Source organism: Acinetobacter sp. CWB-B33, assembly GCF_039655955.1.
GTDB lineage: Bacteria > Pseudomonadota > Gammaproteobacteria > Pseudomonadales > Moraxellaceae > Acinetobacter > Acinetobacter bouvetii.
Genome location: NZ_JAGFEU010000001.1, coordinates 829,644 through 841,801 on the forward strand (window position 1 = coordinate 829,644; position 12,158 = coordinate 841,801).

General features: G+C 39.2%; 11 protein-coding genes and 1 pseudogene. 6 read left to right on the plus strand and 6 right to left on the minus strand.

Going from position 1 to position 12,158, the window contains the following annotated elements:
* Window positions 1-233: 233 nt before the first annotated feature.
* Window positions 234-1,400, minus strand: a complete 1,167-nt coding sequence (gene metK, locus JZ784_RS03925; protein ID WP_005010491.1) for a methionine adenosyltransferase — start codon at window positions 1,398-1,400, stop codon at window positions 234-236.
* A 689-nt stretch (window positions 1,401-2,089) separates the two neighbouring features.
* Here metK and tkt point away from each other — a divergent pair.
* Window positions 2,090-4,078 carry a transketolase gene (gene tkt, locus JZ784_RS03930; protein WP_346313884.1) on the plus strand — a complete coding sequence of 663 codons (1,989 nt, stop codon included), beginning with the start codon at window positions 2,090-2,092 and terminating at the stop codon, window positions 4,076-4,078.
* 162 nt (window positions 4,079-4,240) lie between these two features.
* On the plus strand, window positions 4,241-4,456 hold the full coding sequence (locus JZ784_RS03935) for a hypothetical protein (protein ID WP_005010489.1): 216 nt from the start codon (window positions 4,241-4,243) through the stop codon (window positions 4,454-4,456).
* Between the two features lie 70 nt (window positions 4,457-4,526).
* Here JZ784_RS03935 and JZ784_RS03940 read toward each other — a convergent pair whose 3' ends face one another.
* Window positions 4,527-4,934: an OsmC family protein gene (locus JZ784_RS03940; RefSeq protein ID WP_346313885.1), complete on the minus strand. Its 408-nt coding sequence runs from the start codon at window positions 4,932-4,934 to the stop codon at window positions 4,527-4,529.
* Between the two features lie 139 nt (window positions 4,935-5,073).
* Window positions 5,074-5,616: a hypothetical protein gene (locus tag JZ784_RS03945; protein ID WP_346313886.1), complete on the minus strand. Its 543-nt coding sequence runs from the start codon at window positions 5,614-5,616 to the stop codon at window positions 5,074-5,076.
* 271 nt (window positions 5,617-5,887) lie between these two features.
* Between JZ784_RS03945 and JZ784_RS03950 the strand changes: the two are divergent.
* Both JZ784_RS03950 and JZ784_RS03955 read left to right on the plus strand, forming a co-directional pair.
* Window positions 5,888-6,334: pseudogene (locus JZ784_RS03950) on the plus strand (GNAT family N-acetyltransferase).
* A gap of 134 nt (window positions 6,335-6,468) precedes the next feature.
* A complete protein-coding gene (locus JZ784_RS03955; RefSeq protein WP_346313887.1) occupies window positions 6,469-7,047 on the plus strand; it encodes a YceI family protein in 579 nt (192 codons plus the stop codon).
* Window positions 7,048-7,564: 517 nt separating this feature from the next.
* Here JZ784_RS03955 and JZ784_RS03960 read toward each other — a convergent pair.
* The gene (locus tag JZ784_RS03960; protein ID WP_346313888.1) at window positions 7,565-8,002 is read right to left on the minus strand and encodes an acyltransferase family protein; all 438 of its coding nucleotides are present in this window, start codon (window positions 8,000-8,002) and stop codon (window positions 7,565-7,567) included.
* Between the two features lie 1,069 nt (window positions 8,003-9,071).
* Between JZ784_RS03960 and JZ784_RS03965 the strand changes: the two genes are divergently transcribed.
* Window positions 9,072-9,320, plus strand: coding sequence for a hypothetical protein (locus JZ784_RS03965; protein ID WP_346313889.1), 249 nt, complete (start codon window positions 9,072-9,074; stop codon window positions 9,318-9,320).
* 622 nt (window positions 9,321-9,942) lie between these two features.
* Here the strand turns inward: JZ784_RS03965 and JZ784_RS03970 are convergent.
* Together JZ784_RS03970 and JZ784_RS03975 are read right to left on the minus strand one after the other, a co-directional pair.
* Entirely contained in the window at window positions 9,943-10,569 is a 627-nt protein-coding gene (locus tag JZ784_RS03970; RefSeq protein WP_346313890.1) for a LysE family transporter, read from the minus strand.
* Window positions 10,570-10,709: 140 nt separating this feature from the next.
* Window positions 10,710-11,420, minus strand: a complete 711-nt coding sequence (locus JZ784_RS03975; protein WP_346313891.1) for a glutamine amidotransferase — start codon at window positions 11,418-11,420, stop codon at window positions 10,710-10,712.
* Between the two features lie 422 nt (window positions 11,421-11,842).
* Between JZ784_RS03975 and JZ784_RS03980 the strand changes: the two genes are divergently transcribed.
* Complete coding sequence (locus tag JZ784_RS03980) at window positions 11,843-12,121, plus strand: hypothetical protein (protein ID WP_005010478.1); 279 nt, start codon at window positions 11,843-11,845, stop codon at window positions 12,119-12,121.
* Window positions 12,122-12,158 lie beyond the last annotated feature (37 nt).

Genomic DNA, 12,158 nt, shown 5'->3' on the forward strand with positions numbered 1-12,158 from the left:
GTAAAGGCAGATTCATTGTACATTCAGTTTGTTTGACAACATGGGGGCTGAAAGGAGGGAAGGCTGCCATGGCTGTATGCAATTCTTCATCAGAACAATGCATGATAAATTCACAGCCATTTTGTTTTACATTGGTATTTTTTAGGGAATTTGAGTCAAAATTTTAACGCATAGATAAATTGAGGCGATAAAAAAGCCCGCATAAATGCAGGCTTTAGGGACAGCAAGAAAAATTAAAGGCCAGCAGATGCTTTAAGCGCTTCAACTTTGTCTGTTTTTTCCCAAGTAAATGCAGTATCTGAACCTTCACGGCCGAAGTGGCCATAGGCCGCAGTTTGCTTATACATTGGCTGAATGAGGTCAAGCATGCGGGTAATGCCATATGGACGAAGGTCAAAATGCTCACGAACCAATTGAACAATCAATTCATCAGACACTTTGCCAGTGTTGAATGTGTTGATTGAAATAGATGTCGGTTCAGCAACGCCAATCGCATAAGACACTTGAATTTCACATTTGTCAGCAAGACCGGCAGCCACAATGTTTTTGGCTACATAACGGCCAGCGTATGCAGCAGAGCGGTCAACTTTTGATGGGTCTTTACCCGAGAAAGCGCCGCCGCCATGGCGCGCCATGCCGCCGTAAGTATCGACAATGATTTTACGGCCCGTTAAACCGCAGTCGCCTACAGGACCGCCAATCACAAACAGACCCGTTGGGTTGATGTGGAATTTGGTGCCCGCATGAAACATTTCAGCTGGAATAATTTTCTTGACGATTTCTTCAATCACCGCTTCTTTAAGGTTGGATTGAGAAATTTCAGGATCGTGCTGAGTTGAAAGCACAACAGCATCTAAGCGTACAGGCTTGCCATTTTCATAAGCAAAAGTAACTTGACTTTTCGCATCTGGACGCAACCAAGGCAGTGTGCCGTTGCGGCGCAATTCTGCTTGCTTTTCCATTAAGCGGTGAGCATATGAAATCGGGGCAGGCATTAAAACATCAGTTTCGCGGCTTGCATAACCGAACATTAAACCTTGGTCGCCCGCGCCTTGATCTTCAGGTTTTTGACGGTCTACACCCTGTGCAATTTCAGGAGACTGCTTGCCGATCATGTTGATCACGGCGCAAGTTGAACCATCAAAACCCAAATCAGTGTGATGATAGCCAATGCCATTTACGGTATGGCGAACGATTGCTTCAAAGTCAACGTTGGCAGTTGTTGTGATTTCACCAGCAAGTACTACAGCACCTGTTTTTACAAGCGTTTCACAAGCAACCCGTGCATAAGGGTCTTCTTTTAAGATTGCATCCAGAATAGCATCACTGATTTGGTCAGCCATTTTATCTGGATGGCCTTCGCTTACAGATTCCGAGGTAAATACAGCGTACTCGCGCATAAGTCCTATCACAGTTAAATTTAAAAGACGCGATATGTTACATCGAGTTGCTTTAAAGGACTAGCGAAAGACGATCAAAATGGGTGAATTTATTTCAATTTATTGACTTTTTATTTGATATGAGCATCTAAAAAATTGATAAACACGTTGAAAGGAGCAATTCACTGTAGAGCTGGAGCCGCTTTAAAATTATTGCGTTTTGGCTGTTTTTGACAGGATGATTCTGAATTCTGTTTCATAATTAATTGAAATATAATATTTAAATCCAAATCTTTTGTGGATTTTTTTTATCTGTAAATTGGGAAGATTTAGTGCGCATCAGATATTGCTCACCTTTTACGGTAAAAAATGAATTTTATTCATTCATACTTTAAATTATTGTTATTTCATTAAAATTTTTAGCGGTATGGCGTAACTTTAAAGGGGTGATATCTGTGTTTAAGTTATTTTAAGCTGCTGTTTCAGCAAATATTTTTAAATATTCTGTATAAAAAGAAAAAATTTGAGTTTTGCCGCTGATTGCAGTGGAAAGCTGTTCAACAACTGAACGAAGAGGGTTTTGATTACGATTTATTCGTGAAAAATTCGACCTTAGTCTTTACCCTGTACGCTTTTTTTAAGACAATATACCGCAGTTTTGAATTGTTATTCATTTTATTCTTTTAAACGATTTATTTGGACGCTGACCTATGACGACCCCACTTAATGAACGCCGGATTGCAAACGCAATTCGTGTATTGGCAATGGATGCTGTGCAAAAGGCTAATTCAGGCCATCCAGGCGCGCCAATGGGGATGGCAGATATCGCTGATGTCGTTTGGCGTGAATTTTTGAACCACAACCCAACAAATCCGCAATGGGCAAACCGCGACCGTTTTGTCTTGTCTAACGGCCATGGCTCTATGTTGCAATATGCGCTATTGCATTTAACTGGTTATGATCTTTCTATCGAAGATTTAAAATCTTTCCGTCAGTTGCACTCAAAAACTCCGGGTCATCCAGAACTTGGCTATGCGCCGGGTATTGAAACAACAACAGGTCCATTGGGTCAGGGCATTGCCAATGCAGTGGGTTTTGCACTTGCTGAAAAAACTTTAGCAGCGCAATTCAATAAAGAAGATATGAAAGTTGTAGATCACTTTACTTACTGCTTCTTGGGCGATGGCTGCTTGATGGAAGGTGTTTCACACGAAGCATGTTCATTGGCGGGTACTTTGGGCCTAGGCAAATTGATTGCTTACTATGACGACAACGGCATCTCGATTGACGGTGAAGTAGAAGGTTGGTTCTCTGACGATACAGAACAGCGCTTCTTGGCATACGGCTGGCAAGTGATTAAAGTTGATGGCCACGACAGCGATGCTTTGCGTGCGGCAACTGTTGAAGCGCAAGCTGAAACTGCAAAACCGACATTGGTTATTTGTAAAACCATTATCGGTTTAGGTTCTCCAAACAAACAAGGTAAAGAAGATTGCCACGGTGCGCCACTGGGCAATGACGAAATTGCTTTGACTCGTGAAGCATTAGGCTGGACAGAAGGTCCGTTTGAAATTCCTGCTGACGTATATGCAGCTTGGGATGCTAAAGCCAAAGGTACTGCATCTGAAGCAGCTTGGAATGAAACTTTTGCGGCTTATGCAGCAAAATATCCGGCTGAGGCTGCTGAACTGAAGCGCCGTTTAAATGGTGATTTGCCTGCAGAATTCTTGGCACAAGCAGATGCGTATATTGCTGAAGTGAATGCAAAGGCGGAAACCATTGCGACGCGTAAAGCAAGTCAAAATGCGATTCAGGCATTTGCACCATTGCTTCCTGAAATTCTAGGCGGTTCTGCTGACCTTGCAGGTTCTAACTTGACCCTTTGGAAAGGCGCAGAAGGCGTTGAATCTAATCCGGCGGGCAACTACGTGCATTATGGTGTACGTGAGTTTGGTATGACTGCAATTGCCAATGGTGTTGCGCTGCACGGCGGTTTCATTCCTTACGTTGCAACATTCCTGATGTTTATGGAATATGCGCGTAATGCAGTGCGTATGTCTGCATTGATGAAACAGCGTGTGATTCATGTATATACTCATGACTCAATCGGTCTAGGTGAAGATGGCCCTACACATCAGCCTGTAGAGCAGATCGCATCTTTACGCGGTACACCAAACTTAAATACTTGGCGTCCATGTGACACGGTTGAAGCTTCTATTTCTTGGAAATCTGCTTTAACCCGCAGTGAAGGTCCGACAGCATTGATCTTCTCTCGTCAAAACTTGCCATTCCAAACACGTACAGCAGATCAAATTGCTGACGTTGCGAAAGGCGGTTATGTATTGGCGAAAGAAAAAGGCGAATTAAAAGCCATCATCATTGCAACAGGTTCAGAAGTTTCATTGGCCATGGATGCTTATGCTCAGCTTGACGGCGTGCGTGTGGTTTCTATGCCATGTGCTGAAGAATTTGTGAAGCAAGATGCGGCATACCGTGAAGCGGTACTTCCATCTGCAATCCGTGCGCGTGTTGCGGTTGAAGCTGCACATGTGGATTACTGGTGGAAATTTGTTGGTTTAGACGGCAAAGTGATCGGTATGACCACTTACGGTGAGTCTGCGCCTGCAAAAGACTTGTACCAATACTTTGGTATTACGGCTGATGCAGTTGTTGCAGCGGTAAAAGAAATTACAGCTTAATCGCTTAAGATTAACTGGCAAAAAGGCGCCCCGAACATTGGGGCGTCTTTTTTATGTTTAGATAACGATATTTCAACGAATGATTTAAAACAAAGGTTTAGAATTAATTTATTCATTGAAGTATCCAGCAGAATTGGCAGTATTTGCCAGAGTGAGGAAGAAATGAGCCTTTACGATCAAATTAATGATGAAATCGTTCTAATGGATGCGGGTGAGCAAAAATGGATTGGCGCTGATTTAGAACTTGACGCGATGATGGCGGTTGAGCTGATGCTGCAGGATTTGCAGGAAGACAAAGTCATTAAAATTCGCCGCAAGAATCATGAAAAGCATACAGGGTTAAAGCAAGTTGACCGTATTTTGGTAGAAAAGCTTTAAGCGCTGAAGGTAGAAAAGCCCCATTTGGGGCTTTAATTTTTGCTTGGCATTCCGGAATGCCAAGCAAAAATTAAATTAAAAGTTCAGTTTGAATCTGAATATTTGACGTCAGCAGCTTATGAATCGGGCAATTTTCTGCAACTTTCAGCAAGCGTTTATGCTGCTCCTCATTAAAGTCGCCTTTTAAGACAATTTTACGCACAATGATGTTCTGGCCGGCTTCAGGATCTCCTTCAGGGTTGAGCTGCAGATGCACTTCAACATGATCAATCTGGATGCCTTTGTTATCTGCATACATCTGTAAAGTTACGGTAGTGCAGGCGCCGAGTGCAGAAAGCAGCAGCTGCACTGGATTAGGCGCAGAATCTTGTCCGCCTTTTGCTGCCGGTTCATCAACATGCCACGTATGGCCTTGCGGGTCTGTCAGGGTAACGCGGTAAGGTGTTGTGGTGCTTTGGGCGAGTGCGCTATGAATCATAATATTTGTGCTGTTCTCATGTTATTCATTTTAATATACAAAGGCTGGCCAAGATTAGCGATGCAGCCATTGGATTTAAAGTGATGTTTTTTGTTAAAAAAAGCTCCCCTTAAGGAGCTTTAAAATTTCAAAAAATGTGTTAAGAATTTTTAGACACACTAAAATTCTTTGTGCTGTCTGAATCTTGCTGAATGATCCATTCTCCGCCAACACGGAACGACGCAGCCGAAGCGTAAGTATCTTCCATAAATTGGAAATAAGTAATGAGGCCATCTTTGACGACAGCTTTAATGGCAAAGGGGGACGTGAAGGTATTTTGGGCATGCACAGAGGTATAGGTAAATTGACCAAATACGGCTACAGTTTCATTTTCAGAAATCATATCCGTTACTTGAAAATCGTCAATATTCCAGTAAGTGCCTACATTGGAAAAAGTGTAAATATAGACGTCACGGCCTTGGCTGGAACCTGCCCAGGGTTCAATTTTTTTCAGTTCAGGATTGCTGAAATTCAAGGATACATAATCCGCATTTTCAGCAATTAATTTTTCTGCGGCATAAGCCACGGACTCTTTTGCGGTATTTAATAAAAAAGCCTGCACGACGTCTTTCGGCGCTTTGGTCGCCAGTGCCTTTTCAATGGCGTTTAAGGCTGCGGATTGAGCTGTTTCTTGTTCTGACATGAAATTCTCCAAGGTTATGAATGCTGTTTGTTAAATTGTGCTGATGTCAAAATCATAAAGAAAAATTGACATGAAAAAACTTGCCTGCGCAGTAAACAGTTTCCTAAAATCGGGAATATGATGAGAAACAATAAGATGATTCAATTCAAGAATTGAAACTTAAAACATTCAAAATCATGAAAAAGATTGCAGCTCACAATGCAGCGGTTGAAATTAAGTTTTTAAAGCAAATGAAACAGGACATAGATTAAAAAAGGTATGGAAAGAAGATATGAAGCAAGCAATTGAAATCCAGCCGCTGCAGTGCATCAGCAAAGAACAATGGATGCCGCTATGGCAGAGCTATCAAACATTTTATGGCGCAAAACTTTCAGAAGAGGTCAGCTGCAATACCTGGAAGAAGCTATGCAGTGCTGACACACCGCATATGTAAGGCTTTGCCGCGATCAGTGAAAATCAGGCCATAGCTATTGTGCATGTGATTTAGCATGACAGCTGCTGGACGCTTAGGCCGTATGCCTATTTGCAGGATTTATATACCCATGAAGATTTCCGCGGGCAAGGCGTCGCGCGGAGACTGATTCAGCATGTTTATGATGAAGCCATGGCGCGTCAATGTGACCGGGTATATTGGCTGACGCATGAAACAAATCAAACTGCGCAAAAACTCTACGACCGAGTAGCGAAAAAGACAGGATTTATACAATACCGCATGTAATGGGCCAGGCAGCATAAAGCTGCTGGCGTTTACAAATTTATCGTTCTACATATGCAACAAAACGTTTTATCTTTAACGGTGCAATGCGTAAAAAAATCTATAGACTTAATCGTATTCAAAAGTGAGATAAAAACATGAACTTTAAAGCATTAGCAATCGGTTTAGCAGTCGCGTCAGCAACAACATTAACAGTGGCTAAACCTGTTGCATACCAAATTGATCCAACACATACCGCAACGGTATTTACTTGGAATCATTTTGGTTTTTCAACACCATCAGCGAATTTCAGCGATATTCAAGGCACAATTAATGTGGATAATGCGAAGCCTGCAAATTCATCAGTAAATGTGACTATTCCTTTGTCTAGCTTGAATACCAATGTAAAAGCGCTGGATGAGCATTTGAAAACTGCGGACTTTTTTGACGCTGCGAAATACCCGAACATTACATTCCAAAGTACTAAAGTTCAGGCCATCAGTAAAAATAAATACAAAATCACAGGCAATCTAACTGTAAAAGATGTAACTAAGCCTGTAGTTTTAGATGCTGTATTGAATAAGCAGGGTGTACATCCGATGACTAAAGCGGAAACTGTCGGCTTTAATGCAACGACTTCATTTAACCGTTCTGCATTTGGCGTAGGCGCATATGTTCCAAACGTAGGCGACAAAATCACAGTCAGCATTACAACCGAAGCTTCTGTTGTAAAATAATATTTTTTAATACAAAAGCTTATCAAGAGGAGAGAGACTCGATAAGCTTTTTTGTCTCGAATATCTGTACGAAAATGTGATAATTTTATTCAAAATTACAATAGAATTTGTGGAGTAAATCAAAAAATATACTAGATCTGCACTAAAAAAGTGAAGATATCCAAGCCAATTCAGCGCGGTTCAAGTTGGTTTAGTGCTGTGACCTTAAGACTATGTATGAGTTACCAAGCAAATTATTAATAAATGCTAGTAAAACCATGCTTATTTATATATCACTTGAAAAGTGTTTGATGGGCGTGCATATATCAGTATCATCAAATTTTTATGTCGATGGCCTCATTTATAGCTCAAGTATAAGATCAAATAGTATTATTTTTCCGTAATTATAGATAAGATTTTTGTTTTTGTAACTATTCTAACAGCTATAATGTTCTCTGTATTTTTTTTGCGTTTTAGCTTAATAATCTTTACCTATAGTTCAAAATAAAAGGGTTATGCTTTCATAACCCTGATATTTTTATAGAATATATTTAAGTTTTTTATTTAGATAAACTAGGATAATACCTGCTAATACGGAAATTCCGAGTACTATAAAAGATGTTAAAGTTGTACTTATGTTTAAATAATAAGTAGTAGTAATTAATATCATAGGATGAATTAAGTAAATGGCAGTCGATAAATTAGCTAAATCTTTGGTTTTTCCTGATAATTTTTTGTTCTTGAAGTAAATGAATAAAGCTGGAGCTGCAAACAGAAGTGAAAATATCTGATCTAAATTCTCTGATGAGCTTATAAAAATTCTATTCAAGTTAGCTTCGAATACAACAAGTAATAAAAGGAAAAATAGTGTAAAAAAGCTGATTTTTAATTTTTGATAAATCTCATATTTATTTATTAAATAACCCATTAAGAAAAATGGTAAACAAAAAAAATAAGAAATTTCTGTGAATAGCATTGAAATTTAGATATTTATCTATAATTCCATTGAATACATGTAGATTACCAATAAGTTGGAGAACGCAGCCAATGGAAAATAAGATTAATATTAGGAAAATATGAATTTTTTTTGATAAATTTTTAATATAAAAGACGATTATTCCACTGAATAGAGCACCTATTAAATACCAAAGAACATAATAACCATTAAATAGGGTAAATAAGGTTTTTGGTATATTATCTAAGCTGAGCCATAGTGGGGAATAGATTGTCATCCATATTAAATATAATGATCCTAGTCTAAATATCCACTTTTTTAAATCATTTAAATCTTTAATATAGAAAAAATAAAAACCACTAATAATTAGGAATGTGGGAACAGCTAACCTAAAAAGTCCTTCTACTGTTGAATAGTACCCAATGATAGAAATGTCTTCTAAAAAATGGCAATGTAGAAATACGACAGAGATAGCGAGTATTATTTTTAATATATCGAGAGAAAGGTTGCGAGATTTTTCCATAAGTACTTGAGAGTTTTAAGTTTTGCAGTATTTTATATAAATAATACAGAACAAACTAGTCCCAGCCCCTAATCAGCCTAGGGCTTTATTAATGTCAAAAATTTAGGAGTAGACAGTGAATGTACCAAGTGCTGTACTTTCAAAAAAAATAAATGAAGTGTCTGGTTAGCTGTAGAAAATCTCAGCACCGCCGATTGAAACCAACACTATAAATACAAGCTACCACCAAGCGCTTAATGAGCAGAATCAAATTAATCACTGGGGAGAATTGGAATGGGGGGTTCAGGCGGCATGGATCATTTAATCCACTTATAAATAAGATGTGGCTGTAATTCAAAGTCATAGAGAGGACAACAAATGCAATTATCAGAAGATAACCTATTGGAATATTTATCTGTGACGTGGGCGCTTTTTATTTTAGGCTTACTTCCTTGCATACTGCAGCAGGGAATGGATACGCAAGTTACCCCAGCCGAATATCATGCAGGTTTATTATCAGTTATGCTACTAATTTTGGGTTGCATTGGCAACAAGAAGCACTAGCTTGAATTACATCCTGAACCGACCTTGCTGGGCTTCGCAATTATCCCTATTGATTCAATTACATTTGATGAAGCATTTCGCCGTTTGATCGAGCATGAAGGTAGATATAAGAAAGACAAGCGCAATCTAGGCAACTGGGCTGGTGGCAAGGTAGGGATAGATACGCTAAAAGGCACAAAGTTTGGATTAGCTTCCAATACTTATATGCATTTGGATATCAAGAATATTATGCAGGTGAAAGCGGTCTACAAAAAAATTGGAGGGATAAACTAGCCGGTCATGGCCTATATTCTGCTGTTACTTTTCAGCTTTGGGATTTTGCAATAAAAGCTGGCAAGAAGCTGGAAATTACAGAACTTTAGCAAGTGGCTGGGGCAACTGCAGACGGTATATTGGCCTGAAAACCATTGAGGCTGTTAATGTGCTTGATTTAAATGATGTGCTTCTTTTGTTGACTGTCGAGCGTTTAAAAGTTCTACACATCCTTAGGCACATGGTTAATATATCGCAAGGGCTGGATGAGTCGAGTGGCGGATAATTTAAAATATGCAGCGCAGGATAATTAGGATTCGTCCATCAAGTGAGGGTTATTCTTACAGCAAATTTTATAGCATTCTTGTTCAGACCAATTTAGCTCATAAAATTATGTGGTTTTTGCATTTTAAACTTGTTGAGAACTCATAAAAAAGCCAAATAAGCACCGATATATTTTAAGTATTTGTTTATTAATTATAAAGTTAACATTATAAACGTAGGCGACAAAATCACTGTCAGCATTACAACTGAAGCATCTGTTCCTGCTGCGAAAACTGCCGCAAAATAAGTTTTAATTTCCATTGATTAAAACGAAAAAGCACCCGAACAGGTGCTTTTTTATTTTGAAAATTTTAAAAAACTAATCACGATTTAAGATCAGCATGCATCCAAAACTGATAAAAATACCGCCAGTAATGCCGTCAATTTTTTTACTGAATTTTTGATAGTAATGATTGATTTTAGGCGCAGAGAAAAGAATCGCAACCAATGCAAACCATAAGAGGCTTTCGGTGAAGATTAAAATCAGCAAAGAGCTTTGCTGGGCAAGCGTTGCATCTGTATTAATGGCTAAAGCAAATACACTGCTGAAATACACCAGCGCTTTAGGATTGGCCATATTGGTAAAGAAGCCCTGCATGAGTAGGGTTTTGCAGGACTTTTGCTCTTTCGGTGCTTCCGCAGCATCAACAGCAGGGCCAGTTTTGCTGCATGCTGATTTAAACAGCTGCACGCCCAAATAGCAGAGATATAAACCGCCGCAGATCATTAAGACCTGCTGCAGCCATGCCATTTTTTGAAATAGGTAATGCAGGCCGCTCATCGCGCATATTGACCATGCCAAAATGCTGAGTGAAATGCCTAAGGCCGCAAATAGTGCATGAGTGCGCGACTGGCGGATGGCGCTTTGAGTCACAAAGAAAAAGTCCGGGCCTGGGCTGATCAATGCAAAAAAATGAATAAGGGCGATACTGATTAAAGGTGTCATTTGAGCAAAGCCATTTGAAGATAAAACTTTATATGACTTTTTAACAAGAAAAGAAAGTCAAATGACTGATTAAAATCATGATCAAGGAGGCAGGAAAACCTGACGCTATGAAAATCTAGTCAGGTTTCCCATGGGCTGTGCTATTGTTGGGTTAATGTTTTCAGCCACTGTGAAAATATTGCTGCGGCTTTATCTTCCAATGCGGATGCGAAAAGGCTGTTGTTTTGACGCAAGGCTGGGATATCAATATTGGCTTTGCGCAGCTCGCAAGTATGGCCAATCAGCCATTTTTCCATGCTGTCTGCGGCAGCTTCTATATGGAACTGCAATGCTAAAATTTGATTGCCTTTGCGGAAGGCCTGGTTGGGATACAATTCTGAGCTGGCAAGAAGTTCTGCCTGTTCAGGTAAATCAAAGGTGTCGCCATGCCAATGCAGCACAGGAGTGCCTTCCAGCGGAGATAAAATATTGTTGGCTTGGCTGGACAGCTGCAGTTTACTCCAGCCAATTTCTTTAGCGTGGCCTGCATAGACTTTTGCACCTAAGGCATGGGCAATCAGCTGCGCGCCTAGGCAAATGCCGACAGTCGGTAAATTCTGCTCTAAGCGGGCCTTGAGCAAGTCTATTTCCTGCTGAAGAAATGGATAGTCTGCTGTTTCATACACACCGATAGGGCCGCCTAAAATGATGGTTAGACCGGGATGCTCAAAAGCTTTGGTCAAATCATCTACGCCAGCTTCAAAATAGCGGACACGAAAACCCTGCTGATAAAATACATCTTCTAATGCGCCTAAATCCTCAAATGCAAGATGTTGAACGGCATAAATAGTGTCTGGAAATGCAGTGCTCATAGCAAATTATTTAATGTGAAGATGTTATGGAATTTATCCTGAAAAAGCTCAAATAGAAAGGCTGCACTCAGCCAATTGAATAAAAATCACGGAGAGTTGTAATAAATGCAAAAAAAAGTGACTGCAGGGTAGAAATTAAGTATAAAAATATTGAGTAAATTCACATTTCTGCAATAAAACAAAAAATACCTTACATTTTTGTCTTAAAATTTATTTAAAGTGTTGAAAATTGCTGAATATATAATTTGAAAATTGATATATATTAATTCAGTCTATAAAAAACTAATGAAAAAACAGATATTAATATTATACGGCCTAGGTATCATACAAAAAAATAGAATTTTTCAGTTTATGCCAAAAGGAACTTTCTTGATTCTAAGAATATGATTTTTTTATTAAAAAAATACAGGAGTGGCAGTTTTATGGATGTGGAACATACGCGTGATGCAACACTGCTGCATGCGATACATAAAATTTTGCTTAAAGAATGGGATCCGCTTCGGATTCGGCATATTCCTGCAATGCGTGATGAATATGATGATTATCTTCCGAATATATTTAAATTGATTCGAGAAAATTCAAATGAAACAGAGATTTTTGAATATCTATGGTGGATCGAACAGAACATCTTGGAAAAAAAAGGAAAAAAAGAGAATACCTTGCGTGTCGCCAGTTTATTGAAAGATTTGCAAAAACTGTAAGACTCTAAGCGGGAGCTATTGCTTTGATAAAAAAAAG